Annotated in this window: 27 protein-coding genes and 1 tRNA gene; 10 read left to right on the forward strand and 18 right to left on the reverse strand. The window is 64.1% G+C overall.

What is annotated here, in order from left to right; all coding sequences use genetic code 11:
- Positions 1-383 precede the first annotated feature (383 nt).
- The 11 genes from ACFDS3_RS05330 to ACFDS3_RS05380 form a co-directional block, all read right to left on the reverse strand.
- Positions 384-460, reverse strand: a tRNA-Arg gene (locus tag ACFDS3_RS05330).
- Positions 461-589: 129 nt separating this feature from the next.
- Positions 590-1,810: a cysteine desulfurase gene (locus ACFDS3_RS05335; protein ID WP_375261311.1), complete on the reverse strand. Its 1,221-nt coding sequence runs from the start codon at positions 1,808-1,810 to the stop codon at positions 590-592.
- Between the two features lie 10 nt (positions 1,811-1,820).
- Complete coding sequence (locus ACFDS3_RS05340) at positions 1,821-2,417, reverse strand: YIP1 family protein (protein WP_375261312.1); 597 nt, start codon at positions 2,415-2,417, stop codon at positions 1,821-1,823.
- A complete protein-coding gene (locus ACFDS3_RS05345) occupies positions 2,414-2,896 on the reverse strand; it encodes a YIP1 family protein (RefSeq protein WP_375261313.1) in 483 nt (160 codons plus the stop codon). The genes ACFDS3_RS05340 and ACFDS3_RS05345 overlap by 4 nt, the downstream gene beginning before the upstream one ends.
- Position 2,897: 1 nt before the next feature.
- Positions 2,898-4,196 (reverse strand): SufD family Fe-S cluster assembly protein, encoded by a 1,299-nt coding sequence (locus tag ACFDS3_RS05350; RefSeq protein WP_375261367.1) that lies wholly within the window; start codon positions 4,194-4,196, stop codon positions 2,898-2,900.
- Positions 4,196-4,951, reverse strand: a complete 756-nt coding sequence (gene sufC, locus ACFDS3_RS05355; protein WP_375261314.1) for a Fe-S cluster assembly ATPase SufC — start codon at positions 4,949-4,951, stop codon at positions 4,196-4,198. Before sufC ends, ACFDS3_RS05350 begins: the two co-directional genes overlap by 1 nt.
- A 27-nt stretch (positions 4,952-4,978) precedes the next feature.
- Positions 4,979-5,299, reverse strand: a complete 321-nt coding sequence (locus ACFDS3_RS05360; RefSeq protein WP_375261368.1) for a heavy metal-binding domain-containing protein — start codon at positions 5,297-5,299, stop codon at positions 4,979-4,981.
- A gap of 20 nt (positions 5,300-5,319) precedes the next feature.
- Positions 5,320-5,526 (reverse strand): hypothetical protein, encoded by a 207-nt coding sequence (locus ACFDS3_RS05365; RefSeq protein ID WP_375261315.1) that lies wholly within the window; start codon positions 5,524-5,526, stop codon positions 5,320-5,322.
- Between the two features lies 1 nt (position 5,527).
- Entirely contained in the window at positions 5,528-7,087 is a 1,560-nt protein-coding gene (sufB, locus tag ACFDS3_RS05370; RefSeq protein WP_375261316.1) for a Fe-S cluster assembly protein SufB, read from the reverse strand.
- Positions 7,088-7,099: 12 nt separating this feature from the next.
- Positions 7,100-8,152 (reverse strand): cysteine desulfurase family protein, encoded by a 1,053-nt coding sequence (locus ACFDS3_RS05375; RefSeq protein WP_375261317.1) that lies wholly within the window; start codon positions 8,150-8,152, stop codon positions 7,100-7,102.
- Between the two features lie 46 nt (positions 8,153-8,198).
- A complete protein-coding gene (locus tag ACFDS3_RS05380) occupies positions 8,199-8,660 on the reverse strand; it encodes an Rrf2 family transcriptional regulator (RefSeq protein WP_375261318.1) in 462 nt (153 codons plus the stop codon).
- Between the two features lie 168 nt (positions 8,661-8,828).
- On the opposite strand from ACFDS3_RS05380, the gene ACFDS3_RS05385 reads away from it, so the two are divergent.
- From ACFDS3_RS05385 to ACFDS3_RS05395, 3 genes are read left to right on the forward strand one after another with little or no spacing between them, the layout of a single operon-like run.
- Positions 8,829-9,482, forward strand: a complete 654-nt coding sequence (locus ACFDS3_RS05385; RefSeq protein WP_375261319.1) for an alpha/beta hydrolase — start codon at positions 8,829-8,831, stop codon at positions 9,480-9,482.
- A 4-nt stretch (positions 9,483-9,486) separates the two neighbouring features.
- Positions 9,487-10,119: a glutathione S-transferase family protein gene (locus ACFDS3_RS05390; protein WP_375261320.1), complete on the forward strand. Its 633-nt coding sequence runs from the start codon at positions 9,487-9,489 to the stop codon at positions 10,117-10,119.
- A gap of 28 nt (positions 10,120-10,147) precedes the next feature.
- Positions 10,148-10,843: a glutathione S-transferase gene (locus ACFDS3_RS05395; RefSeq protein WP_375261321.1), complete on the forward strand. Its 696-nt coding sequence runs from the start codon at positions 10,148-10,150 to the stop codon at positions 10,841-10,843.
- A gap of 66 nt (positions 10,844-10,909) precedes the next feature.
- On the opposite strand, the gene ACFDS3_RS05400 is transcribed toward ACFDS3_RS05395, so the two are convergent.
- Together ACFDS3_RS05400 and ACFDS3_RS05405 are read right to left on the reverse strand one after the other, a co-directional pair.
- Positions 10,910-11,503 (reverse strand): NAD(P)H-dependent oxidoreductase, encoded by a 594-nt coding sequence (locus tag ACFDS3_RS05400; RefSeq protein WP_375261322.1) that lies wholly within the window; start codon positions 11,501-11,503, stop codon positions 10,910-10,912.
- Positions 11,504-11,593: 90 nt separating this feature from the next.
- Entirely contained in the window at positions 11,594-11,752 is a 159-nt protein-coding gene (locus ACFDS3_RS05405; protein ID WP_375261323.1) for a YqaE/Pmp3 family membrane protein, read from the reverse strand.
- 180 nt (positions 11,753-11,932) lie between these two features.
- Here ACFDS3_RS05405 and ACFDS3_RS05410 point away from each other — a divergent pair, with 180 nt between their 5' ends.
- From ACFDS3_RS05410 to guaA, 6 genes are all read left to right on the forward strand, one after another.
- Complete coding sequence (locus ACFDS3_RS05410) at positions 11,933-14,134, forward strand: NADP-dependent isocitrate dehydrogenase (RefSeq protein ID WP_375261324.1); 2,202 nt, start codon at positions 11,933-11,935, stop codon at positions 14,132-14,134.
- Between the two features lie 66 nt (positions 14,135-14,200).
- Complete coding sequence (locus tag ACFDS3_RS05415) at positions 14,201-15,412, forward strand: NADP-dependent isocitrate dehydrogenase (protein WP_375261325.1); 1,212 nt, start codon at positions 14,201-14,203, stop codon at positions 15,410-15,412.
- A gap of 64 nt (positions 15,413-15,476) precedes the next feature.
- Positions 15,477-16,079 carry a YitT family protein gene (locus ACFDS3_RS05420; protein ID WP_375261326.1) on the forward strand — a complete coding sequence of 201 codons (603 nt, stop codon included), beginning with the start codon at positions 15,477-15,479 and terminating at the stop codon, positions 16,077-16,079.
- An 11-nt stretch (positions 16,080-16,090) separates the two neighbouring features.
- On the forward strand, positions 16,091-16,420 hold the full coding sequence (locus tag ACFDS3_RS05425) for a DMT family transporter (RefSeq protein ID WP_375261327.1): 330 nt from the start codon (positions 16,091-16,093) through the stop codon (positions 16,418-16,420).
- Positions 16,421-16,528: 108 nt separating this feature from the next.
- The gene (gene typA, locus ACFDS3_RS05430; protein ID WP_375261328.1) at positions 16,529-18,346 is read left to right on the forward strand and encodes a translational GTPase TypA; all 1,818 of its coding nucleotides are present in this window, start codon (positions 16,529-16,531) and stop codon (positions 18,344-18,346) included.
- A gap of 256 nt (positions 18,347-18,602) precedes the next feature.
- Complete coding sequence (guaA, locus tag ACFDS3_RS05435) at positions 18,603-20,189, forward strand: glutamine-hydrolyzing GMP synthase (protein ID WP_375261329.1); 1,587 nt, start codon at positions 18,603-18,605, stop codon at positions 20,187-20,189.
- A gap of 24 nt (positions 20,190-20,213) precedes the next feature.
- On the opposite strand, the gene ACFDS3_RS05440 is transcribed toward guaA, so the two are convergent.
- Complete coding sequence (locus tag ACFDS3_RS05440; protein ID WP_375261330.1) at positions 20,214-20,804, reverse strand: lytic transglycosylase domain-containing protein; 591 nt, start codon at positions 20,802-20,804, stop codon at positions 20,214-20,216.
- Positions 20,805-20,941: 137 nt separating this feature from the next.
- Between ACFDS3_RS05440 and ssb the strand changes: the two genes are divergently transcribed.
- A complete protein-coding gene (ssb, locus tag ACFDS3_RS05445; protein ID WP_375261331.1) occupies positions 20,942-21,442 on the forward strand; it encodes a single-stranded DNA-binding protein in 501 nt (166 codons plus the stop codon).
- A gap of 4 nt (positions 21,443-21,446) precedes the next feature.
- Here the strand turns inward: ssb and ACFDS3_RS05450 are convergent, their stop codons facing one another.
- Genes ACFDS3_RS05450 through ACFDS3_RS05465 form a run of 4 tightly spaced genes read right to left on the reverse strand, consistent with a single transcriptional unit; the run spans position 21,447 to position 24,815 of the window.
- Positions 21,447-22,076 carry an aminotransferase class IV gene (locus ACFDS3_RS05450; RefSeq protein WP_375261332.1) on the reverse strand — a complete coding sequence of 210 codons (630 nt, stop codon included), beginning with the start codon at positions 22,074-22,076 and terminating at the stop codon, positions 21,447-21,449.
- Complete coding sequence (locus ACFDS3_RS05455; RefSeq protein ID WP_375261333.1) at positions 22,040-23,155, reverse strand: aminodeoxychorismate synthase component I; 1,116 nt, start codon at positions 23,153-23,155, stop codon at positions 22,040-22,042. Before ACFDS3_RS05455 ends, ACFDS3_RS05450 begins: the two co-directional genes overlap by 37 nt.
- 5 nt (positions 23,156-23,160) lie before the next feature.
- A complete protein-coding gene (gene aroB, locus ACFDS3_RS05460) occupies positions 23,161-24,270 on the reverse strand; it encodes a 3-dehydroquinate synthase (protein WP_375261334.1) in 1,110 nt (369 codons plus the stop codon).
- A complete protein-coding gene (locus ACFDS3_RS05465) occupies positions 24,270-24,815 on the reverse strand; it encodes a shikimate kinase (RefSeq protein ID WP_375261369.1) in 546 nt (181 codons plus the stop codon). Before ACFDS3_RS05465 ends, aroB begins: the two co-directional genes overlap by 1 nt.
- Positions 24,816-24,874: the final 59 nt, after the last annotated feature.

Genomic DNA, 24,874 nt, shown 5'->3' on the forward strand with positions numbered 1-24,874 from the left:
AAATTGGCCCGTTCGCCCGAAACGGAAGAAGATTTGCAGTAGCTACATTATCCCGGTGACCGTTACATCCTGTGCAGTTCTCTATCCCTCGGTCGCCCATGCCTCCATTGACGATCTCTCCGACTGCGTCTCACGGGTCTAAACGAACAAGCCGGACAGCAGATCGGCCTCGATACGACCGGCATTGGCTAGTCATCAAGCTAAAAGCTGCGTGTGCGGCCCAGAGACCCGCCAGTCCGACCGAATATACACGACGGCCCGCGGCCGTCGATCAAGTGATCTTAGCCCCAAGTTTGTGTCTACGATTTCGGAAGTTAACCTGATTGCAAAGCTCAACCCCACTCAACTCGCTGGGGCAGAGAATTAGCTGGGCAAGAAGTTAATGGCGGACCCAAGAGGATTCGAACCTCTGGCCTCTGCCTTCGGAGGGCAGCGCTCTATCCAGCTGAGCTATGGGTCCACGCGCAGTCGCTCTAGCGGTATTCGATGTCATCCACAACGGGAAATCCGCTCTTTCACTCGTCCGGCAGGGAAATGTTGACGTCAGCCGCCAGACAAGCAGCCGCGTGGGCCGAACCGCCACCCGCCGTCAGGCGAAAAGCTCGTGGCAAAGCTCCAACCCGTCGACCAATGCATCGACTTCGGCGCGGGTGTTGTAGAGCCCGAACGACGCGCGACAGGTTGCCGAGAGGCCCAGATGATCCATGAGCGGCCCGGCGCAATGGTGGCCTGCACGGACGGCAATGCCCTTCTTGTCCAGAACCGTCGAGATGTCATGGGCATGAGCCGCGCCGTCGATCGTGAACGAGAAAATGGCGCCCTTCCCTGGCGCCACGCCCTGCACGTTTAGCCAGTTCATACCGGTCAGACGATCGCGCGCATAGTCGCGGAGATCGGCCTCGTGCGAAGCGATGGCCTCCATCCCGAGAGTCGCCATGTAGTCCAGCGCAGCGCCAAGACCGATCTGGGCAACGATACCAGGGGTGCCGGCCTCGAACTTCATCGGCGGATCATTCCAGGTGATCTCATCGCGGTGCACCTCGCGGATCATGTCACCGCCGCCCATAAAGGGACGCATCTCGGCCATGCGCTCGGGACGGATGTAGATCGCCCCCGACCCCGAGGGCCCGTAAAGCTTGTGACCTGTGATTACATAGAAGTCACAGCCAATTTCCTCGACATCGACGTCAAGATGCACGGCGCCCTGAGAGCCGTCCACAAGCACCGGCACGCCCCGCTCGCGCGCCTTGCGGCAGATTGCGGAGACATCTACCACGGTTCCTAGCACGTTCGACATCTGCGTGACGGCGATAAGCTTCGTTCGTTCGGTCACGGCTTCCAGCACCTTTTCTGCGGGCAGAGATCCGTCAGCGTCAGGCTCGACCCATACCAGCTTCACTCCCTGCCGTTCGCGCAGGAAGTGCCATGGGACGATATTGGCGTGGTGCTCCATGACGCTGAGGACGATCTCGTCGCCGGCCTTCATCTGCGGCATAGCCCAACTGTAGGCGATCAGATTGATCCCAGCAGTCGTGCCGGTGTTCATCACGATCGAGTCTTCCGAGGTAGCGCCGAGAAAGCGCGCGATCTTGCCCCGCACCCCTTCATAGGCTTCGGTCGAAAGGTTCGACAACGTGTGCAGTCCGCGGTGAACATTGGAATATTCTTCGCCATACGCCCGCTGAATCGCGTCGAGGACAACCCGCGGCTTCTGGGCAGAGGCGCCGTTATCGAGGTAGACGAGCGGCTTCCCATTCACCTTGCGGCTGAGGATTGGAAAATCTTGCCGAACTTTTTGAACGTCGTACATGGAAGCCTCCTTACTGCGGGACGGTGACACCAAGCAGGGTGAGGATGAAAGAAAAACCGAGAGCCACGCCGACCATCACGACGAGGATCATGGCAAAGACGCGTCCGTGGCTTGCAAAGCCGTGAAGTTCGATCACAAACGCGGTCAGCAGGTAGAGGAACAGGACGAGCCCGCCGATCAGGATCAGGGCAGCAACACCGGGCAAGATGAACAGGAACAAAGTCTGCACGATCTGCAGGCAGATCATGACGAACTGAAGCCAAGTCACGGCGAGGATCGCATCCTCAGGCCGGCCCTGCCCGCCCATCCCACGCCCGATGCGGTCGATCAGCACCACCGACAGCGCCAGGATAACGAACTGCAGCACACCGAAGGCGAATGGGCTGAGGAACTGGGGCGCGTCACTTGCAACAGGAGTGAAGGCGACGAGGATAAGGTTGCCGAGCTCAGCCAGGATCACCGAAATCACGACCACCAGAAGCAGCGCCTCCCACAAGGTCTGGCGCGGCAGGTTGAGACTGCGCAGGGCGGCGAAGGTCTCCTGCGGTGCGCGCACGGTCTCAGCCGCCAGCCGCACGAGCGTGCCAAGGTTCAGGGTCGGCTTCATCCACGCTCCACTGAATAGAGGCCAGCAGTCCAGATCCCGACAAACGCGAGGAGCGCAATGATGCCGACCGCATCTAGCGCCGACCCGGGGCCGACGAAGCCAGCGACGAGCCCCCAGAGCAGCCAGAGCGGCGACGCCGCCAAAAGCCCCCAGAACAGCGCCATGCGCGCCTCGGTATAGCTCGCTTGTCCGCCCATGCGGCGCACGATGAAATGGGTGAGACCTGCAACGCCATATAGGGCGAGCGGCGCGATGAAGATCCATCCCAGTAGCGCGCCGCCCAGCATTAGCTGTAACTCCTGCCCCGTCAGGTATGCTTCGCGGCTGAGGCGCGGCCACTGCGCCACGAAAATCAGGAAGCAAGCCGTGAAAACGGTCATGAGCGCCCGTGCCTCGGCCCGGTCACGCGCGCCCAGCCGGCGGCGGACGATCTCGCCCGGCCGCCGGTAGGACGCCACGATATCATTGGCGAGCGCCACGTCAGTCCGCGTGCCGCTCGAGCCAGTTTTCCAGCCGCGTGCGCAGGCTCTCGGCGATTTTCTCGTCCTCGATCTCTTCCAGCGTTTCCGCCAGAAAGGCCAGCACCAGCAGGTCCATCGCCCGGGCATGCGGCACACCGCGCGCCTTGAGGTAGAACAGCATCTCGTCGTCGATCGAGCCGGTGGTCGACCCGTGCGAGCACGCGACGTCGTCGGCATAGATCTCGAGCTCGGGCTTCGCGAGGAACTGGCTGTCCCCGTCCAGAAGCAACGACTGACTGATCTGGTATCCGTCGGTCTTCTGCGCGCCGGGCTTCACGAGGATCTTGCCCTGAAACACCCCGAGCGCGCCGTTCTTCAGGACCTTCTTGAAGACCTGCCGGCTCTCGCAATTCACCGCGTCGTGGGTGATGAACACGGTATCGTCGTGGTGGAACTTGGCTACCTTGCCGTCCCCGATCGCGGCACCTGCCACGTGGGCGGCTGCGTCGTCGCCGGTGAATTCGATGATGTGCTCGTTGCGGGTCAGCGCGCCGTTCAGCGACAGCGTGAACGACTTGCACACCGCCTCGGCACCGAGACGCGCGAAGGTGTGGGTGTTCGCCCGGCGGTCACGGTTGCGGCCCTGGGCGCGCACGTGATGGAACGTCCCGCTATCGGCGATGTCCGCTTCGAACACCGTATTGAACCGCGCGCCCGGCGCACCGGCCTCGAGCAGCGTGACCTCGGCGCCCGGTTCGACCTTTACCACGTGGTGCAGGATCGGGTCGCTGTCCGTCTTCTCGTGGACATATCGGATGCAGATCGGCTTGGCGGCCTTGCCCGTGGCGCGGATCAGCACGCCGTCGGTCGCGAAGGCGGTATTCAGCGCTGCGAAGGGCCGCACGACCGGGTCCTGCCCGCGCAGTTCCAAGGCGCCATAGACGTCGCGGGCCCAGTGGATGTCTGTTCCCTGAACCTTGCCCAGACGCGAGATTTCGACGCCGTCCAGCGCAAGCTCGTCCGACGCCTCGGCATCGAACTCGCCGTCGCGGAACACGAGGGTCAGCGCCTCGATGCCGTCGAAGATCGGCGCCTCGTCGCTTTCGTCCATGGGTGCAGCACCCGAAGCTTCGACCGCGTTCAATTCGGCCGGGCGGGTCCAGCGCCAGTATTCATCGCGCGGTCCCGGCAAGCCCGACTTGGTCAGCCGGGCGAGCGCGTCGGCGCGCGCCGCACGCGTCCAGCCATCCTGAACGGGCAGCGTCAGCGCGGCGAGGCGCGCATCGGTCGCGTCCTGTTTCGCCTGCGGCAAAGCCATCATGCGTTCTCCTTCAGGATGTCGGTGTAGCCGTTCTTCTCGACCTCAAGGGCCAGTTCGGGTCCGCCGGTCTTCACGATGCGGCCGTCGGACATGATGTGCACCACGTCGGGCTGGATGTGGTCCAGAAGGCGCTGGTAGTGCGTGATGACCAGGAACCCGCGATCAGGGCTGCGCAGCGCGTTCACGCCCTGGGCCACCAGCTTCATCGCGTCGACATCGAGGCCCGAGTCGGTCTCGTCCATGATGCAGAGCTTGGGCTCGAGCATCGCCATCTGCAGAATCTCGTTGCGCTTCTTCTCGCCGCCCGAGAAGCCGACGTTCACCGGGCGCTTCAGCATGTCGGCGTCGATCTGCATCTCCTTGGCCTTCTCGCGGATGACCTTGAGGAACTCGGCCGAGGACATCTCTTCCTCGCCACGCGCCTTGCGCTGCGCATTCACCGCCGTCCGCATGAAGGTCATGTTGCCAACACCCGGAATTTCCACGGGATATTGGAACGCAAGGAACATGCCCGCCGCGGCGCGCTCTTCGACATCCATGTCGAGCACGTCCTCGCCCAGAAGCGTGGCCGAGCCTTCGGTGACCTCGTAGCCCTCGCGCCCGGCCAGGACGTAGGACAGCGTCGACTTGCCCGAGCCGTTCGGACCCATGATGGCGTGCACCTTACCGGCCTCGACCGTCAGGTTCACACCCTTCAGGATCTCCTTACCCTCTTCTTCAAGAGAGGCGTGCAGGTTATTGATCTCAAGCATTTTTTCTTCCTTCGTATCGTGTTCGGATCATTCGACGGTGACAGCGGTGCCGCTGGCCGAAACCATGAGCATCCCGTTGTCCTTGCCGACGACCTCGTAATCCAGGTCGACGCCGACGACCGCATTGGCCCCGGCATCCCGCGCGCGGTCTTCCATCTCTTTCAGAGCGGTCTCGCGCGCTTCATTCAGCGATTTCTCGTAACTCCCCGACCGTCCGCCGAGGATGTCCGTGATCCCGGCGAAGAGGTCACGGAACACGTTTGCGCCCAGGATCGCCTCGCCCACGACGATGCCGTGATAGCGGGCGATCTTCTTGCCTTCGATCGAAGGCGTGGTTGTGACGATCATCTGCGATTGCGACCAGAAGCTCATTTCCGTCTCCGTTTGAACATGAGGCGCCCTGCGACCCACCCGATGGCGGCCGACACAGCCAAGACGACCAGCACCCGCGGCATGGGGGCCGCGAGCCACCACGCCAGGAACATGATCAGCCCCAGAACGACCGCGACGGCTACCGTCAGCGAGACGTAGAAGCGCGACTTGCCGGGTGCCCGGATGGGGTCGAGTTCCCCCAACTCAGCCCACCGAGCCTTCGAGGCTGATCGCGACCAGCTGCTGCGCTTCCATGGCGAATTCCATCGGCAGGGCCTGCAGGACTTCCTTGCAGAAGCCGTTGACGATCAGGGCCACAGCCTCTTCCTCGTCCATGCCCCGCTGCTGGCAGTAGAACATCTGATCGTCGTCCACCTTGGAGGTCGTCGCTTCGTGTTCCACCCGGCTCGAGTTGTTCTTCACCTCGATATAGGGGACCGTGTGGGCGCCGCACTTGTCGCCGATCAGAAGGCTGTCGCACTGGGTATAGTTGCGCGAGTTCTTGGCCTTGGGGTGCATCGACACGAGGCCGCGATAGGTGTTCTGCGCGTGCCCGGCGCTGATCCCCTTCGACACGATCCGGCTGCGGGTGTTCTTGCCCAGATGGATCATTTTGGTGCCGGTGTCGGCCTGCTGCCAGTTGTTGGTGATGGCGATCGAGTAGAACTCGCCCTGGCTGTCGTCGCCGCGCAGGATGCAGGACGGGTACTTCCAGGTCAGTGCCGAGCCGGTCTCGACCTGCGTCCAAGACACCTTCGACCGGTCGCCACGGCAATCGGCGCGCTTGGTGACGAAGTTGTAGATGCCGCCCACGCCGTTTTCGTCGCCGGGGTACCAGTTCTGAACCGTCGAATACTTCACCTCGGCATCGTCGAGCGCGACGATCTCGACCACGGCCGCGTGGAGCTGGTTCGTCTCGCGCATGGGCGCGGTGCAGCCTTCGAGGTAGCTGACATAGGCCCCCTCGTCCGCGATGATCAGCGTCCGCTCGAACTGGCCGGTGTTCTCGGCATTGATGCGGAAGTAGGTCGACAGCTCCATAGGGCAGCGCACGCCCTTCGGCACGTAGACGAACGACCCGTCCGAGAAGACCGCCGCGTTCAGCGTGGCGAAGTAGTTGTCCTGCACCGGAACCACGCTGGCGAGGTACTTCTTCACCAGCTCGGGATGCTCCTTGATTGCCTCGGAGATCGAGCTGAAGATCACGCCCGCCTTCTGAAGCTCCTTCTTGAAGGTCGTCCCCACCGAGACGCTGTCGAACACTGCGTCCACGGCCACCTTACGGCCGCCGGTGGCGTCATCACCGTCCTTCGCCTCGGCCGGGGCCTTGCCCTCGGCGCCTTCGACGCCGGCGAGGATCATCTGCTCCTTCAGAGGAATACCGAGCTTCTCGTAGGTCTCGAGAAGCTTCGGGTCGACCTCGTCCAGGCTCTTCGGTTTCTCCTTCATCGAGGCCGGCTTGGCGTAGTAATACTGCTCTTGGTAGTCGACCGGCGCGTAGCGCAGCATCGACCAGTCCGGCTCGTCCATCTTCTGCCAGCGGCGGAACGCGTCGAGGCGGAACTCGAGCATCCACTCGGGCTCGTCGTTGCGCTCCGAGATCAGGCGCACGATGTCCTCCGTCAGGCCCTTGGGCGCGAAGTCCATCTCGATCTCGGTATTCCAGCCGTGCTTGTAGGCGCCCGACAGCTGCTTGACGGCATCGACGGTCTCCTGGTCGACGCCCTCTTTCACATCTTGATCCATGACGGTCTGATCGTCCATGTCGGTCTCCTTTCAGGCGGCACGCGCCCGGTGCTTGTTCCACTGACGCAGCCACGCTTCCGCGAACCGGCTCACGTCCTCATCGGTTGTCGTCGGCCCGAGCGACACGCGGATCGCCGAGCCTGCGGCGTCCGGGTCCATCCCCATCGCCGCCAATGTCCCCGACCCACGGAGCTTGCCGCTCGAGCAGGCGGACCCTGCGCTGACGGCGAACCCAGAGAGGTCCATCTGCATGACCTGCGTCTCGCCCTTCCAGCCGGGCGTGACAAGCAGACTCGTGTTCGGCAGCCGGGATGCGTCCTTGCCTACGCAGATAAGACCCGAGGCGTCGCGCATCAACGCATCCTCCAAAGAGTCCCGCCGCGCCCGCACCGCGCTCCACATGTCCGAGGCCAAGTCCGCCGCCGCCGCCTCGGCCGCTGCGCCGAAGCCCGCGATCGCGGCCACGTTCTCGGTTCCGGCACGCCGCCCCATCTCCTGCCCGCCGCCACGGGCGCGGGCGGCGAGGTCGAGGCCGCGCTTCAGGATGAGCACGCCAATGCCCTTGGGGCCGCCGATCTTGTGGGCCGAGACGAAGGTCATCTGCGCCCCCGACCATTCGAAGGCGAACGGAACTTTCCCGAAAGCCTGGGTGGCATCCACGACTGCCAGCCCCTCTGGCAGATCTTGCAAGACGCCCGTCTCGGAGTTTGCAGCCTGCAACGCCGCGCGCCCCGGCTCGGACACGTCTACGCTCCCCTGCGCATCGACCGGCAACGATGGATCGCACCATGCCAGCACCGCCTCGTGCTCCACCGGCGCGCAAAGCAGGCCTCGGTCGGCGCAGGCCAGCGCGGCCGCTTCGGTCGCGCCGGAGACGAAGACGATGTCCGCGTTCTGCGCACCGAGCGCCTCGGCAATCTGCCCGCGCGCCCGCTCGACAGCCGTTCGTGCCGCGCGCCCCTCGGCATGAATTGAGGACGGATTGCCCACCAAGCCCATCGCGCCGATCATGGCCTCGCGCGCCTCGCGCCGCAGCGGAGCGGTGGCATTCCAGTCGAGATATGTGCGCGTCTGCCGGTGCATCTTGGCTCTGGCTACTCCTCGGAAGGTCCGGACGTTCCGGGCCGGTTCACGTCTCGTCCACGACCTCGAACAGCGCGGGCACGGCCGGGCACGGGGCAAGCGCATTGCCGGTCACATCCGACAGGCGCGTCTGGTGGAGGAAGACGTACACGTGGGCGGACAACGATTCCCACAGGCGGTTGTTCAGCGACTGCGCCTTTGTGCCCGAAAGGCCGCCCTTCGCCCCTGCGCCCGACTCCATCGCAGAAACGGTCTCGTCCACCGCCTCGAGGATGTCCGAGATACGGATATCAGAGGCGGATTTGGCCAACCGATACCCACCGCCGGGGCCCCGGACAGATTCGACGAGCCCGGCACGGCGCAGCTTGACGAAAAGCTGCTCGAGATAGGCAAGCGACACATTCTGCCGCTTGGACAGTTCGCCCAGCGAGATCAGCTTGTCCCCCTTGGCAAGCGCCAGATCCGTCAGCGCCACCATGGCGTAGCGTCCCTTGGTACTGAGCTTCACGGCGTTCCCCCCCGAGCCATTGACGACACCGCAGCCTGCGGCTACCTGCGTTCTCCGATCGCGGGCCTTCGGGCCCGCTCGGAGTTTAGAACGGTTCTAAGGTGTCCGAGCGATAACGTCAACAACGCCTCGCCGCCTTGGTCCCGTCGCAAAAACGGAGCGCCACCCATGCCCGAGGTGATTTTCCCCGGACCCGAAGGCCGACTCGAAGGCCGCTATCACCCGCAACGCAAGCACGACGCTCCTATCGCCATCGTCCTGCATCCGCATCCCCAGTTCGGCGGCACGATGAACAATCGCGTCGTTTATAACCTGCACTACGCATTCCACCAGCTTGGCTTTACCGTCCTGCGCTTCAACTTCCGGGGCGTCGGCCGCAGCCAGGGCGAGTACGACCAAGGCATCGGCGAGCTGTCCGATGCGGCCTCGGCGCTCGACTACCTGCAGTCGATGAACCCGAACGCCAAGCATTGCTGGGTGGCGGGCTTTTCGTTCGGGGCGTGGATTGGCATGCAGCTGCTGATGCGGCGTCCCGAGATCACGGGCTTTATCAGCGTGTCGCCCCCCGCGAACATGTACGACTTCTCGTTCCTTGCCCCCTGCCCCTCCTCTGGCCTCGTCATCAACGGCACCGCCGACCGCGTCGCGCCACCCAAGGACACGCACACGCTCGTCAACAAGCTGCACGAGCAGAAGGGGATCACGATCACCCACGAGGAGATCGAGGGCGCCGGTCACTTCTTCGAGGACCCGCACATGGAGCCGATGATCGGCTTGGTGCAGGACTACGTGAAGCGCCGCCTGACTGAGACGACGCGCTGATCCCATGACCATCGTCGTACATCACCTGGAGAACTCGCGGTCCCAGCGCGTGCTGTGGATGCTTGAGGAACTGGGCCTGCCCTACGAGGTGCGCCGCTACGCCCGCGACCCTCGCACGATGCTGGCGCCGGAAGAACTGAAGCGTGTCCATCCGCTCGGGAAATCGCCGGTAATCGAGGATCGCGAAACCGGCCTCGTTATCGCCGAGACCGGAGCTATCGCGTCCTACCTCGTGGACCGTGCCGGCGGCGAATTCGGTGCGCCGATGGATGACGAGGACGGGCTGACCTACCGCTTTTGGCTGCACTATGCCGAAGGGTCGATGATGCCGCCGCTTCTGCTGAAGCTGGCGATGTCGAAGATCCCTCTGTTCGGCCGGATCGCCATGAAGCGCGTGCAGCCGATGATCGACGTGCATCTCGACTTCGTCGAAAGCGAGCTTTCGCAGCGACCTTGGTTCGCGGGCGAAGAGATCAGCGCAGCCGACGTGATGATGAGCTTCCCCCTCGAGGCGGCACGATCCCGGGCGGGACTTGACGACAAGCGGCCCGCCACTGCTGCGTGGCTCAAGAAGATCCATGCGCGTCCTGCCTATCAGGCTGCGCTGGAAAAGGGCGGACCCTACGCCTACGCTTGAAGGCATAACCCCAAACGGGATGCCCAAGATGGCCGATTACACGCTTTACTACTGGCCGCTGCCCTTCCGCGGCGCCTTCATCAAATCGCTCCTGGCGCTCGCTGACTCGTCCTGGGATCAGCCCGCGCCGGACGAGGTGAAGGCGCTGATGCAGGACGATCCCGACTCTCAGCCGGTGCCGCACATGGCGCCACCGGTGCTTGTCGACCACGAGACGGACGTTGCGCTGTCGCAGATGCCCGCGATCCTCGGCTATTTGGCGCGGAAGCATGGCCTCTGCCCCGCCGACCCGGCGCAGGCGGCCCTGACGGACAAGCTCGTCGCGGATGCGAATGACGTGCTCTACGAGATCACGCTGCACAATGGCGCGCAGATGTGGACGCCGGAGATGTGGAGCAATTACCGTCCGCGCCTCGCCCGCTGGATGTCGATCTTCGAACAGATCGGCCAGCGACATGGGCTGACGCCGGAACGCGGGTATCTGCTGGGAAGCGACGCGCCGGGCCTCGCGGATGTCGTGGTGCTGAACCTGTGGGGCGTAATGACGCAAAAGCTGCTCTCCCTCCGCCCGATGCTAGATGAGACCGCGCCAGCGATTGCGGGACTCGCGGATCGCATGGCCGAGCGGCCCGAGCAGGCCGCCCTACTACAGAAGGCTCAGGCAGATCATGGCGACGAATGGTGCGGCGGACAGATTGAAAAATCGCTGCGAGCGGCGATGTGAGCCCCGATCATGCGAACGGCGGCGCACATAAGCGCACCGCCGCAGACCTGTCGAAGCCTTAGTGGCTCAGCCGATGATCTTCTTGGTGACTTCGACGAGACGCGTCGCCTGAAAGGCGACGCTTTTCTCACCGGTTTCGCCCCACTCGCCCATGGCCATGGAGAAGCCGTAGGGATTTCCGCCATCTTCGAACTTGATGCTGTCGGCGTAGGCTGGCGTCACGATCAGGCAGCCCCAGTGCATCGCGGTGAGATAGAGGGACAGGAAAGTGGTTTCCTGACCGCCATGTTGCGTCTGGGTCGAGGTCGTGGCGGTCAGCGTCTTGTTGACGAGCTTGCCCGACTGCCACAGCGAACCCATCGTGTCGATGAACGAGCGCACCTGGCTCGCGACCACGCCAAAGCGCGTCGGGGCCGAAATGAAGAAGCCGTCGGCCCACTCCATGTCGTCCAGACTGGCCTCGGGGATGTCAGCCATCTGCTCCTGCTGAGCCTTCCAGGCGTCCTGGCCGTCGATGACCTCCTGCGGGGCTGTCTCGCGGATCTTGCGCAGGCGAACTTCGGCGCCGGCGGCCTCGGCGGCCTCGACGGCCTTCAGAGCCACCTTATGGTTCGTGCCGTAAGTGGAGTAGAACAGGACGGTGATCTTCGGCTGGGCCATGGGGTTCTCCAGAAAAAATTAGGTCGCCGCTGACCTAGAGACGGTCAGCGGAGCAGTCGATTGCGCAGGATGAGAGATATTCTGTGCGGTTCAGTGCCGCGCGATGATCCAGATCGCGTGCACGACGCCCGGGATGTAACCCAGCAGCGTCAGAACGATGTTGATCCAGAACTGCAGGCCTAACCCGACCTGCAGGAAGACTCCGACCGGCGGCAGGAGGATCGACAGAATGATGCGAATGATATCCATTTCGGGGCTCCAGGGGCGCGCATAGGGTTTCCCTGCCAACCGGCGCTTCGCCGCAGAGTTCCCACACCGTCCCGCCATGACTGCACTGGTATACATCGGCATACAAAGTTTCCCTTTCCGCTGATGCGGCTATCGTCTAACAGGCACTGGAACGACACTGACCCTTTCCGAGAGGCTTCCATGTCCGAGACTCCCGATATCGTCTACACCACCGTCGACGAGGCCCCCGAACTGGCAAGCGCGTCGCTGTTGCCGATCATTCGCCGCTTCGCCAAAGCCGCCGGCATCACGATCGAGACGCGCGACATCTCGCTGGCCGGCCGCATCCTGGCCGCCTTCCCCGACCGCCAGAAGGGCGAGGTGCGTGACGACCTCGCGTGGCTTGGCGACTGGGTAAAGACGCCCGAGGCCAACGTGATCAAGCTGCCGAACATCTCGGCTTCGACGCCGCAGCTCGAAGCGGCGATCAAGGAGCTTCAGGCGCAGGGTTACGACCTGCCCAACTACCCGTACGAGCCGAGCACCGGCGCGGAACAGGACGCCCGCGCTCGCTACGACGCGATCAAGGGTTCCGCCGTGAACCCCGTCCTGCGCGAGGGCAACTCGGACCGGCGTGCAGCGAACGCGGTGAAGAAGTTCGCCCAGAATAACCCGCACCGCATGGGCGAGTGGAAGAGCGATTCCAAGACCCGCGTTGCCTCGATGTCCGGCGGCGATTTTCGTTCAAACGAGAAATCCGTGATCCTGACGGCGGATCAGGCTGGCCCGGCGAAGATCGTGCTGACCGCCGCCGACGGGACCGAGACGGTGCTGAAAGAGGGCGTGCAACTGCACGAAGGCGCCGTCCTCGACGCGACCTTCATGTCCGTCAAGAAGCTTGACGCGTTTCTCGCCGATGAGATCGCGAAGACCAAGGAGGACGGGACGCTGTTCTCGCTGCACCTCAAGGCGACGATGATGAAGGTCTCGGACCCGATCATCTTCGGCCACGCGGTCAAGACGTTCCTTCAGCCGGTCTTCGACAAGTACGGCGAAGAACTGAAAGCTGCGGGCGTCGATCCCAATGGCGGCCTCGGCGCGCTTTACGCCAAGATCGAGGACAAGCCCGAGATCAAGGCCGAAATCGAGAAGGTCAAGGCCGACCAGCCCCCGATGTACATGGTGAACAGCGCAAAGGGGATCACCAACCTGCACGTCCCCTCGGACGTCATCATCGACGCCTCGATGCCCGCGCTGATCCGCGACGGCGGCAAGGGCTGGGGCCCGGACGACGCGCAGCACGACACCACTTGCGTCATCCCCGACGACACCTATGCACCGGTCTATGACGAGACGATCGCCTATTTCAAAGAGACCGGCGCGCTCGATCCCGCGACCGCCGGCGCGGTGCAGAACATCGGCCTCATGGCGCAGAAGGCCGAGGAATACGGCTCGCATCCCACCACGTTCGAGATACCGACGGCCGGCACGGTCCGCATGATCGCCGCCAACGGCGACGTGCTGCACGAGCATGCCGTCGAAGCGGGCGACATCTGGCGCGCATCCACCGCCAAGAAGGCGCCGATCGAGGACTGGGTGGCGCTGGCCATCGACCGCCAGCGGGCCGAGGGCTGCGAGGCGATCTTCTGGCTCGACGCGGACCGCCCGCATGACGCGCGGCTGATCGAGTACGTCAAGCCCATCCTGGAGGCGAAGGGCGTGGCCGACAAGTTCGCCATCATGGCCCCGCGCGAGGCGACGCGCCGCACGTTCGAGACGATCCGCGAGGGCAAGACCTCCATCGCGATCACCGGCAACGTGCTGCGCGACTACCTGACCGACCTTTTCCCGATCCTCGAGCTCGGCACCTCGGCCAAGATGCTGTCCATCGTGAAGCTGATGCAGGGCGGCGGTCTGTTCGAGACTGGCGCCGGCGGCTCAGCCCCGAAGCACGTCCAGCAGCTGGTTGAGGAGAACCACCTGCGCTGGGATAGCCTGGGCGAGTTCTGCGCGCTGGCCGAAAGCTTGAAATTCCTGGGCGAAAGCCGCGACAACGCCAAGGCGCGTGTGCTGGGCGAGGCGGTCGAGGCCGCGACGCAGGGCGTGCTCGACCACGACCGGTCGCCCTCGCGCAAGGTGGGCGAGCCCGACAACCGCGACAGCCACTACTGGTTCGCCCGCTATTGGGCCGAAGCACTGGCGTCGCAGGACAAGGACGCGGATCTCGCGGCCGAGTTCAAGCCGCTGGCCGAAAAGCTTGCCGCGAAGGAGGCCGAGATCATGGGCGAACTGCATGGTGCGCAGGGTACGTCGGTTGATATCGGCGGGTACTTCCACCCCGAGGCGAACAAGAAATCTGCCGTCATGCGGCCTTCGAACACGCTCAACGACATCATCGCTTAACGCGTGACGTCTATGGGTGGCCCCGACGGGGCCGCCTGCCCCTCTCAAGACTGACAGGATCCAGCCATGTCGAAGATCAAGGTCGAGAACCCCATCGTCGAGCTCGACGGCGACGAGATGACCCGGATCATCTGGGACTTCATCAAGCAAAAGCTCATCCTGCCCTACCTGAACGTCGATCTGCTCTATTACGACCTGGGTATGGAAGAGCGTGACCGGACCGACGATCAGGTCACCGTGGACGCCGCCGAGAAGATCAAGGAGGTCGGCTGCGGCGTGAAATGCGCCACGATCACCCCCGACGAAGCCCGCGTCGAGGAATTCGGCCTCAAGAAAATGTGGCGCAGCCCGAATGGCACGATCCGCAACATTCTTGGCGGCGTCGTCTTCCGCGAGCCGATCATCTGCTCGAACGTGCCGCGCCTCGTGCCCGGCTGGACCGAGCCAATCGTGATCGGCCGCCATGCCTTTGGCGATCAGTACCGAGCGACCGACATGAAGTTCCCCGGCCCCGGCACGCTGACGATGAAATTCGTCGGCGAGGACGGCACCGAGATCGAGGAAGAAGTCTACAAGGCCCCCTCGGCCGGCGTGTTCATGGGGATGTACAATCTCGACGACTCCATCCGCGATTTTGCGCGCGCCTCGTTCAACTACGGGCTGAACCGCGGCTATCCGGTCTACCTGTCCACCAAGAACACGATCCTGAAGACCTATGACGGCCGCTTCATGATCCTGTTCCAGGAGATCTTCGACGCCGAGTTCAAGGACCAGTTCGAGGAAGCCGGCCTCTATTACGAGCACCGCCTGATCGACGACATGGTCGCGTCCTCGATGAAGTGGTCGGGCGGCTATGTCTGGGCTTGCAAAAACTACGATGGCGACGTGCAGTCGGATACGGTGGCGCAGGGCTTCGGCTCGCTGGGTCTGATGACGTCGCGCCTGATGACGCCGGACGGCAAGATCGTCGAATCCGAGGCCGCGCACGGCACCGTGACGCGGCACTTCCGCCAGCACCAGGAAGGCAAACAGACCTCGACCAACTCGGTCGCGTCCATCTTTGCCTGGACCGGCGGCCTGCGGCACCGCGCGAAACTCGACGACAATGCCGAGCTGATGAACTTCGCCGAGAAGTTGGAAAAGACCGTCGTCGACACCGTCGAGTCAGGCCACATGACGAAGGACCTCGCGCTGCTCGTCGGTCCGGATCAGCAGTGGCTGACGACACAAGGGTTCCTCGACAAGATCGACGCCAACCTGGAAAAGGCGCTCAGCTGAAATCGACCGCCAAGACCTGCGGCGGAGGGCTTGCCGTTCCCTGCCGCGGGCGCAAGAAGGCCCCATGTCCGAACCCTCTCAGCATACCCTCTTCGACGACGCGCAAGGCATTGCATTCGGCACCTTCATGTGTGCCCTCGGATTGCAGGTCCTGACGTTCTGCGGGCTCATCACCGGGCAGACCGCGGGTCTGGCGGTCATCATCTCGTATCTCTCCGGCTGGTCCTTCGGGCCGATCTTCTTCGTGATCAACCTGCCATTCTACTGGTTGGCCTGGCGCCGCCTCGGCCCGGTCTTCACCGCAAAGAGCCTGATTTCGGTAACGATCCTGTCGATCCTGACCGAGCTTCTGCCCATCGGTTTCGCCATCGACCGCCTGAATCTCTGGCTCGGCGCCGTGATCTTCGGCGCGCTTACCGGATCTGGTCTGCTCGCGCTGTTCCGCCACGGTGGATCGCTTGGCGGTGTCGGCGTGGTCGCGCTTCTCATCCAGGACACGTCCGGCTTCCGAGCCGGCCACGTGCAGTTGCTTTTCGACCTCGTCCTCTTCTCGGTTGCCGCGTTCCTCTTCCCGTGGGACGTCGTGCTCTGGTCGCTTTTGGGTGCGGTCGTGCTGAACCTCGTGATCGCGATAAATCACCGCCGCGACCGCTATATCGCCACCTGAAGGAGGGTGCCATGGCCTACTTCTATCTTGTGCTGGCGGTGATGGCCGAGACTGTCGGCACCTCGGCGCTGCAGGCCAGCAAGCAGTTCACGAGGCCCCTGCCCTCGGCGCTCGTCGTGATCGGCTACGCGACCGCCTTCTGGTTCCTTTCGCTAGTCCTGCGCACCATTCCCGTCGGCGTGGCCTATGCGATCTGGTCGGGCCTCGGCATCCTTTTCATCGCGCTGATCGGGTGGCTTGTGTTCCGCCAGCCCCTCGATCTGCCGGCCGTCATCGGCATGACGATGATTCTCGCGGGTATTCTCGTCATCCAGCTGTTTTCCGGGGCCACGCCGCACTGACTTCACGCGGCTGCGGGCGTGCTCGCGATGAAGTGGCAGCGACCTTTCCCGCTTCCCATTGGGGCGAGTGCAAGGTAAGGCGCCGGCGACCTCCGGAAAGGACCCTTCATGGATCTGCGCAATATCGCCATCATCGCCCACGTCGATCACGGCAAGACGACCCTCGTGGACGAGCTTCTCAAGCAGTCGGGCGTCTATCGCGAGAACCAGCAGGTGGTCGAACGCGCGATGGACTCGAACGACCTCGAGCGAGAGCGTGGCATCACCATCCTCGCCAAGAACACCAGTGTCGAGTGGAAAGACACCCGCATCAACATCGTCGACACCCCCGGCCACGCCGATTTCGGTGGCGAGGTCGAGCGGATCCTGTCGATGGTGGACGGAGTGGTGCTTCTTGTGGACGCCGCCGAAGGTCCGATGCCGCAGACCAAGTTCGTGACGTCGAAGGCGCTTGCCCTCGGCCTGCGCCCCATCGTGGTGCTGAACAAGGTCGACAAGCCCGACGCCGAACCCGACCGGGCGCTCGACGAGGTGTTCGACCTGTTCGCTTCGCTCGATGCGAACGAGGACCAGCTCGACTTTCCGCATCTCTACGCCAGCGGCCGCTCCGGCTGGGCGGATGCCGAACTTGACGGCCCGCGCAAGGGCCTGGACGCGCTGTTCAACCTGATCGTCCGTCACGTCCCGCCCCCGAAGCAGCAGAAGCGGCAGGGCGAGGACTTCCGGATGCTCGCGACCACGCTTTCGGCCGACCCGTTCCTTGGCCGCCTGCTGACGGGCCGTGTCGAGTCCGGCCGCCTCAAGGCCGGCGCCACGGTGAAGGCTCTGTCGCGGCAGGGCCAGCTGATCGAGCAGTTCCGTGTCAGCCGCATCCGCGCGTTCCGCGGCGTCGATTACACCGACATCGACGAGGCGGCCGCGGGCGACATCGTCACGCTGTCGGGCATGCAGAAGGCGACCGTCGCGGACACGATCTGTGCGCTCGCCGTGGACGAGCCGCTCTATGCGCAACCGATCGACCCGCCGACGATCTCGGTCACCTTCGGCATCAACGACAGCCCCCTTGCCGGCCGCGACGGCAAGAAGGTTCAGTCGCGCGTGATCCGTGACCGCCTGATGACCGAGGCCGAATCGAACGTTGCGATCAAGGTCGAGGACACCGAGGGCGGCGAGGCCTTCGTTGTCTCGGGCCGTGGCGAGCTGCAGATGGGCGTTCTGATCGAGAACATGCGCCGCGAGGGATTCGAGCTATCGATCTCCCGCCCGCAGGTCCTGATGCGCGAGATCGACGGCGTGCTGCACGAGCCGATCGAGGAAGCGACGATCGACGTGGACGACGAGTATTCCGGCTCGGTCATCGAAAAGCTGACTGGCCCCCGGAAGGGCGACCTCGTCGAGATGCGGCAGGCTGGCGCGGGCAAGACGCGGATTGTTGCGCATGTCCCTTCACGCGGGTTGATCGGGTACCATGGCGAATTCCTGACCGACACGCGCGGCACCGGCGTTTTGAACCGGGTCTTCCACGCGTGGCAACCGCATCGAGGCCCGATTCCCGGCCGCCGTCAGGGCGTGCTGATCTCGATGGAGAACGGAACGTCTGTCGCCTACGCACTATGGAAGCTCGAGGACCGCGGCAAGTTCTTCATCGGCGCACAAGAAGCCGTCTACCAGGGCATGATCCTCGGTGAGCACAGCCGCGACAACGATCTCGAGATCAACCCGCTGAAGGGCAAGCAGCTGACCAACGTGCGCGCCAGCGGCACCGACGAAGCTGTCCGCCTGACCACTCCAGTCCGCATGTCGCTCGAAGAGGCGATTGCGTATATCGACGACGACGAGCTGGTCGAAGTCACGCCGAACGCCATCCGCCTGCGCAAGCGCTACCTCGACCCGCACGAGCGCAAACGTCACGCCAAGCAAGGCTGATCCAGCGCCCTGCGCTGAAGACGATATAAGAGGCGGATGCGGGAGACCGGATCCGCCTCAATGCGTTGTTAAGGTTACCGCGCAATAATGAAAGCGCGGTACAGGCTCCCGAGCCGATGACCGCGACGCGAAGAGAGCGACCGGCCCTGCTGCGTAGGTCGTGGCGCGGGGCTACCAGGGCAACCCCGCGCCATACTCTCTCCTGCAAGGCGCTCCGATGCTTGCGCACGCCAGCCCGTGGCGCTATCGGCAGCGCATGACAGACGCACCGATCGAACCGGCCGATCAGGCCGATCACCAGAAGCTCCTCATCATCGACTTCGGCAGTCAGGTGACGCAGCTGATCGCGCGACGGCTGCGCGAGATCAGCGTCTACTGTGAAATCCACCCGTTCAATGCTGTGGACGAGGCGTTCCTCGACGAATTTGCCCCCCGCGCGATCATCCTGTCGGGTGGTCCGGCGAGCGTTCCCGACGAAGGTAGCCCGAAACCGCCTGCCAAGGTATTCGAGCTGGGCGTTCCGGTGCTGGGTATTTGCTACGGGCAGCAGGTGATGATGCACATGCTGGGCGGCGAAGTGGTCCGCACGCATGGCTCGGCCGAGTTCGGTCGCGCTTATCTTGAACCCACCGAGGATCGCCTCGAGATCTTCAATGGCTGGTTCCAAGGCCACCGCGAACAGGTCTGGATGAGCCACGGCGACCACGTCTCTCAGCTCGCGCCCGGCTTCGCGCCCTATGCGACATCGCCCGGTGCCCCGTTCGCGGTCGTCGCCGATCCGGCTCGGCGTTTCTTTGCCACTCAATTCCACCCCGAGGTGCACCACACGCCGAACGGGTCCAAGCTGTTCGAGAACTTCTGCGCCCTCGCCGGCTTCACCGGCGACTGGACGATGCAGGCGTATCGCGACCAGGCAGTGCAGGCGATCCGTGACCAGGTAGGCGACGGCAAGGTCATCTGCGCGCTTTCCGGCGGAGTCGACTCGTCCGTGACCGCGGCGCTGATTCACGAGGCGATCGGCGACCAACTCACCTGCGTCTTCGTTGACCATGGTCTGCTGCGCAAGAACGAGGGGGATGAGGTCGTCGCGATGTTCCGCGACCACATGAACCTGTCGATTATCCACGCCGACGAAAGCGACCTGTTCCTGACCGCGCTCGAAGGCGTCAGCGACCCGGAACAGAAGCGCAAGATCATCGGCAAGCTCTTCATCGATGTGTTCGAGAAGCACGCCCACGCCATTGGCGGCGCCGATTTTCTCGCACAAGGCACGCTCTACCCCGACGTGATCGAGAGCGTCAGCTTCTCTGGCGGTCCATCCGTAACAATCAAGAGCCACCACAACGTCGGCGGCTTGCCCGAAAAGATGGGCATGCAGTTGGTTGAGCCTCTGCGCGAGCTCTTCAAGGACGAAGTCCGCGCATTGGGGCGCGACCTGGGGCTGCCGGCACACTTTATCGGCCGCCACCCCTTCCCTGGACCCGGTCTTGCCATCCGCTGCCCCGGAGAGATCACACGCGCCAAGCTCGAGATTTTACGCGAGGCCGACGCGATCTTCATCGACCAGATCCGCAAGCACGGGCTCTATGATGAAATCTGGCAGGCCTTTGTCGCGATCCTGCCCGTCCGGACAGTCGGTGTCATGGGCGACGGGCGCACCTACGACTACGCCTGCGCCCTTCGCGCGGTGACCAGCGTCGATGGAATGACGGCTGACTACTATCCGTTCAGCCACGACTTCCTCGGCGAGACGGCCACGCGGATCATCAACAACGTGCGCGGAATCAACCGGGTGACCTATGACATCACGTCGAAGCCTCCGGGAACGATCGAGTGGGAGTGATCGGCGCGGCGCGATCCTTCCGAGTTACTGGCCGAGGATCGCGGTGACGTAGGCCGTGGTCTCGGCATACGGCGGAATGCCGCCGTACTCGATCACCGCGCCCGGACCCGCGTTGTAGGCGGCAAGCGCCAGCCGCCAGTCTTTGAACGCGCGATACTGTATCGCGAGGTAACGCGCGCCGCCTTCAAGATTCTGTGTGGGGTCGTAGGGATCAACCCCCATCTGCCGCGCAGTGTCGGGCATCAGCTGCGCTAGACCGATGGCGCCCTTGTGGCTGACAACCGCCGGATCCCACGCGCTTTCGCGCTGCACCAGATTTAGGAACAGTGCCTCGGGAATGCCGTGCTTCCGAGCCGCCATGCGCGCGACGTCGAGATATGCGCCACGGTAGGACCCTGTCCGCACGGGCGTGACCGCAGTCGAAATGCGCCGCTCGGGTGCTTTCTTGATCACGGGTTGAAGCCGCTTCGACCCCTCGTATTGCGAGGCGGCACGACTATCGAGCACGCCCAGCTTCGCGCTAAAATCGGATGTTCCTTTGGACGCGAACAACGTGTCGGCCCCGGCAACGCCGGGCGCGAGCAAAAGCGCCGCGACCGCGATCTGTCGGATCATGTATGCCCCCGTCGATTTTCGCGGTATGTTACAGTCGGACTACGAATTTTTCCAGCCCGTCGGGCAAGCGCCTGTTAAACATCCCCGCCATATGTGCCACGAAGCGGAAACCGCTGAATCGAACAAGGAGCGTCTGCATGGCCGGGTCTGTCAACAAGGTGATCCTGATCGGGAATCTGGGCCGCGATCCCGAGACGCGGACGTTCTCGAACGGCGGGAAGGTCTGCAATCTGCGAATCGCGACCTCCGAGACGTGGAAGGACCGCAACACCGGAGAGCGCCGCGAGCGGACCGAATGGCATTCGGTCGCGATCTTCTCGGAACCGCTGGCGCGCGTGGCCGAGCAGTACCTGCGCAAGGGCTCGAAGGTCTATATCGAAGGCCAGCTTGAAACCCGCAAATGGCAGGATCAGAGCGGCCAGGACCGCTATTCCACCGAGGTCGTACTGCGTCCGTTCACTTCGACTCTGACGATGCTCGACGGTCGCGGCGAAGGCGGTGGAGGTGGTGGTGGTGGTTACGATGACGACCGCAGCGGTGGCGGCGGCCGCTCCGGTGGCGGTGGCGGCGGCTATGACGAAGGTCGTGGTGGCGGCGGTGGCGGATACTCCGACATGGACGACGAGATCCCGTTCTGATCGACTAGTTGGCCAAACGCGCGAGAATCAGGCCCCTTAGCGAGTTACCGCAATAGAATCGCTCCCGTCGCAGGTCGTCGGGGGCGACATCGCAGATCTCGGCTCTTCCGGTTTCGAGCAGCTCTTCGCGCAGAATGCCCGGCAATGCACCAGCCTCGACTGGGGGCGTAGCGAGCGTTCCGCCCCGCTCCACGAAGATGTTCGTGATCGTGCCTTCCGCAATCCGGCCCGAGTCGTTTAGGAAGATCATCTCGTCGAGGTCGGCAGGCAGCGCCGCGCGTGTCGTGTCGTAGATCGCACGGTGGGTGGTCTTCACCGACCGCCACGGATCACTCGCCGCGATGTGCAGCTCGGCAAGGGCAACGGTCCAAGCAGTAGGCGCGGGCGGCAGCCGAGTGCAGGCCAGGTCTAGCCCATCCACTCCAACACTGAGGCGCGCCCGCAGGTCCACCGTCCCCCGCGCCGCATCGAGCGCCGCGCGCACCTTCCCTTCGTCGAACGGCAGCCCCAGCAGCACGCAGGTTCTTGCCATGCGGGCGAGATGTCGATCACCGCGCACGGGACCCGAGGGAGTCAGACGTAGCGTTTCGATGACCCTCAGTCCCGGGGGAGCGTCGCGAAACGGGCTTTCCATAGCGCCTCCTCGTATTCCCCAGCGCCGGTCGAATCGTGGACCACGCCGCCGCCGACATCCAGCCGCGCGCGACCGCCCGGCCAGACGGTGACCGTGCGGATCGCCACGCCCATTCGCATTGCGCCGTTCGGCGCAATCCAACCGACAGCGCCACAGTAGACGCCGCGGGGGGCTGCCTCGAGCTCGCCCAGGATCTGCATAGCCCGGATCTTAGGAGCGCCCGTGATCGAGCCGCAGGGAAACAGGGCGCCGAAGATCTCCGGGATGCCGACGCCAGGCTGCAACGTCCCTTCTACGTCCGAGACCATCTGGTGCAACGTCTCGTAGCTCTCGATGTGGAACAGGCGCGGCACGCGCACCGAGCCAATCCGGCAGATCCGACTGATGTCATTGCGCAGGAGGTCCACGATCATCAGGTTCTCGGCGCGGTTCTTCTCGCTCGCCTCAAGTTCCGCGCGCATGGCCGTGTCCTGCTCCTGCGTCGCACCACGCGGGGCGGTGCCCTTCATGGGCCGCGTCCGAATGCGGCCGCTTGCGTCGATGTCGAAGAACAGCTCGGGCGAGCGGCAAAGGATCGACGGCCCCCCCAGCTCGACCAGCGCGCCGTCCCGGACGGGCTGTCGCGCGATCAAGGCGGCATAAAGATCGCGAGGCTTGCCGGTCGTGTGCGCATCGATGGGAAAGGTCAGGTTCGCTTGGTAAATGTCGCCGGCGCCGATGTAGTCGTGGACTTGCGCGAATGCGGTTTCGTATCGATCCGCCCCCCATCGGGGCGTCAGGTCGTATAGATGGGCGGAGCCGGCCGCGACGGGTGCCGCCGGTTCGGGCGCCTCGAATACGCCGAACGAGAGCAGCGGCACCTCGCGCTCCGAAGGCAGCAGGTCGGCCAACTTGTGCGACAGGACGTAGCCGGCTTCGTAGCTGACATACCCCGCCAACCACCTGCCGCGGCGCCTTTCGGCTTCTAGCGCCTCGAAGGCCGGAATCACGTCTTCGGGCGCGTGGACCTCAATCAGGCGGACCGGATCGGCAAAGCGCGTTCCGGTCCCAAGGGGACCCTCGTCAAAAGTGACGTGCATGGCGCTCAGCGGGCGGCAAGAGCGTCGGCAAGCACAGCACCTATGGCATCGCGCGGCGCATCAGCCGTGACGAAGGTGTCCCCGATTCCGCGGGCCAGGATCAGCCGCAACTGACCATCCTGCACCTTCTTGTCCTGCGACATGAGGTCAAGAAGCCCCTCCGCATCCGGCAGATCGCCGGGAATGTCGGAAAGGTCCTTCTTGGTCCCCATCTCGGTCAGGTGAGCGCGCACGCGGCTCGGCTCTTCCTGCGGGCAGAGGCCCAGACGCGCGGACAGCTCGAACGCCAGCGCACAGCCAATCGCCACCCCTTCGCCGTGTAGAAGCCGGTCCGAATAGCCAGTGGCAGCCTCAAGAGCATGGCAGAACGTGTGGCCCAGGTTCAGAAGGGCGCGGTCCCCTTGCTCGGTCTCGTCACGCGAAACGATGTCGGCCTTCATCTGCACCGACCGGCGCACCGCCTCGGCCCGCAGCGCCGTATCACCCCGCGCCATGTCGGGTCCGTTCTTTTCGAGCCACTGAAAGAACTCGGCGTCGCCCAGCAGACCGTACTTCGCCACCTCGCCGTAGCCGGCCAGAAAGTCCCGAGCATTGAGCGTGCCAAGTACGTCGATATCCGCCAGCACGAGTGAGGGTTGGTGAAATGCGCCGATCAGGTTTTTGCCGGCCTTCGCGTTGATGCCCGTCTTGCCGCCGACCGAACTGTCGACCTGCGCCAGCAGCGTCGTCGGGATCTGCACAAAGCGGACGCCCCGCCGCAAGATCGCGGCGGCAAAGCCCGCAAGGTCGCCGATCACGCCCCCGCCAAGTGCGACGACGATGTCGCGCCGCTCGATCCGCTCTGCCAGCAGCCACTCGACCGCGCGGCCCAGGTGATCCCAGGACTTGGTCGCCTCGCCCGCGGGCAGCGTCGTCGCGGTTGCCTCAATTCCCGCCATGGCAAGCGCATGCCGCAGTGGATCAAGGTGCAGCCCTGCCACTGTCTCGTCCGTCAGGATCGCGACGCGCGGCCGCTTCAGAAGCGGCGCGATCTCGCTCCCCGCGCGGGACAGCAGGCCAGAGCCGATGCGCACGTCATAGCTGCGGCTGCCAAGGTCGACTCGGACGTCGTGCATCAATCCATCTCCAAAAGGTCGGGGCGGGTGGCAATCACGTCAATCGTCTTTTCCGCCATGCGCTCCACGCTCATGTCCGGCTCGGCCTCGACCGAGAGGTCCGCCAGCGCGTAGAGCGGCTCGCGCTGCGCGATGAGGTCATAGAGCGTCTTTTTCGGGTCGGCGGTTCTCAAGAGCGGCCGCGTGTCCTTGTGGCGCACCCGCGACCAGAGAAGCTGCGGCGCGGCCTTGATCCAGACCGCGGCACCGCGCGAGGTGATCGCCGCCCGGTTCGCCTCGGCCAGGTATGCGCCGCCGCCGGTGGACAGGATGCACGGCTCGCCTTCGAGCAGGCGGATCAGGACCTGGCTTTCCTTCTGGCGGAAGAACGGTTCACCATAGCGGGTAAAGATCTCGGCTATGGTCGCGTTCGCGGCGCGCTCGATCTCGGCATCCGAATCGACGAATGGCACACCAAGCGTTCGTGCCACGGCCGATCCGATCGCGGTTTTGCCCGCGCCCATCATGCCGACCATGCAAACGGTTTTCTTCAGTCTGCGCATCAGGTCAGCACGGTCCCGCTCAAGTTTCGAGAAACGGCCCCTGAATGGCGTGATCTTGTCGG

The organism is Palleronia sp., assembly GCF_042089775.1.
Classification (GTDB): Bacteria; Pseudomonadota; Alphaproteobacteria; order Rhodobacterales; family Rhodobacteraceae; genus Palleronia.

Excerpts from the sequence above, each read along its gene's own strand:
- ACFDS3_RS05440 (WP_375261330.1), bottom strand. The coding sequence starts at position 20,804 with ATGATCCGACAGATCGCGGTCGCGGCGCTTTTGCTCGCGCCCGGCGTT.
- ACFDS3_RS05410 (WP_375261324.1), top strand. The coding sequence starts at position 11,933 with ATGTCCGAGACTCCCGATATCGTCTACACCACCGTCGACGAGGCCCCC.
- ACFDS3_RS05335 (WP_375261311.1), bottom strand. The coding sequence starts at position 1,810 with ATGTACGACGTTCAAAAAGTTCGGCAAGATTTTCCAATCCTCAGCCGC.
- ACFDS3_RS05395 (WP_375261321.1), top strand. The coding sequence starts at position 10,148 with ATGGCCGATTACACGCTTTACTACTGGCCGCTGCCCTTCCGCGGCGCC.
- aroB (WP_375261334.1), bottom strand. The coding sequence starts at position 24,270 with ATGCACGACGTCCGAGTCGACCTTGGCAGCCGCAGCTATGACGTGCGC.
- sufB (WP_375261316.1), bottom strand. The coding sequence starts at position 7,087 with ATGGACGATCAGACCGTCATGGATCAAGATGTGAAAGAGGGCGTCGAC.
- ssb (WP_375261331.1), top strand. The coding sequence starts at position 20,942 with ATGGCCGGGTCTGTCAACAAGGTGATCCTGATCGGGAATCTGGGCCGC.
- ACFDS3_RS05450 (WP_375261332.1), bottom strand. The coding sequence starts at position 22,076 with ATGGAAAGCCCGTTTCGCGACGCTCCCCCGGGACTGAGGGTCATCGAA.
- ACFDS3_RS05390 (WP_375261320.1), top strand. The coding sequence starts at position 9,487 with ATGACCATCGTCGTACATCACCTGGAGAACTCGCGGTCCCAGCGCGTG.
- ACFDS3_RS05420 (WP_375261326.1), top strand. The coding sequence starts at position 15,477 with ATGTCCGAACCCTCTCAGCATACCCTCTTCGACGACGCGCAAGGCATT.
- ACFDS3_RS05360 (WP_375261368.1), bottom strand. The coding sequence starts at position 5,299 with ATGATCGTCACAACCACGCCTTCGATCGAAGGCAAGAAGATCGCCCGC.
- typA (WP_375261328.1), top strand. The coding sequence starts at position 16,529 with ATGGATCTGCGCAATATCGCCATCATCGCCCACGTCGATCACGGCAAG.
- ACFDS3_RS05400 (WP_375261322.1), bottom strand. The coding sequence starts at position 11,503 with ATGGCCCAGCCGAAGATCACCGTCCTGTTCTACTCCACTTACGGCACG.
- guaA (WP_375261329.1), top strand. The coding sequence starts at position 18,603 with ATGACAGACGCACCGATCGAACCGGCCGATCAGGCCGATCACCAGAAG.
- ACFDS3_RS05350 (WP_375261367.1), bottom strand. The coding sequence starts at position 4,196 with ATGGCTTTGCCGCAGGCGAAACAGGACGCGACCGATGCGCGCCTCGCC.
- ACFDS3_RS05425 (WP_375261327.1), top strand. The coding sequence starts at position 16,091 with ATGGCCTACTTCTATCTTGTGCTGGCGGTGATGGCCGAGACTGTCGGC.
- ACFDS3_RS05375 (WP_375261317.1), bottom strand. The coding sequence starts at position 8,152 with ATGCACCGGCAGACGCGCACATATCTCGACTGGAATGCCACCGCTCCG.
- ACFDS3_RS05385 (WP_375261319.1), top strand. The coding sequence starts at position 8,829 with ATGCCCGAGGTGATTTTCCCCGGACCCGAAGGCCGACTCGAAGGCCGC.
- ACFDS3_RS05455 (WP_375261333.1), bottom strand. The coding sequence starts at position 23,155 with ATGCACGTCACTTTTGACGAGGGTCCCCTTGGGACCGGAACGCGCTTT.
- ACFDS3_RS05415 (WP_375261325.1), top strand. The coding sequence starts at position 14,201 with ATGTCGAAGATCAAGGTCGAGAACCCCATCGTCGAGCTCGACGGCGAC.
- sufC (WP_375261314.1), bottom strand. The coding sequence starts at position 4,951 with ATGCTTGAGATCAATAACCTGCACGCCTCTCTTGAAGAAGAGGGTAAG.
- ACFDS3_RS05340 (WP_375261312.1), bottom strand. The coding sequence starts at position 2,417 with ATGAAGCCGACCCTGAACCTTGGCACGCTCGTGCGGCTGGCGGCTGAG.
- ACFDS3_RS05405 (WP_375261323.1), bottom strand. The coding sequence starts at position 11,752 with ATGGATATCATTCGCATCATTCTGTCGATCCTCCTGCCGCCGGTCGGA.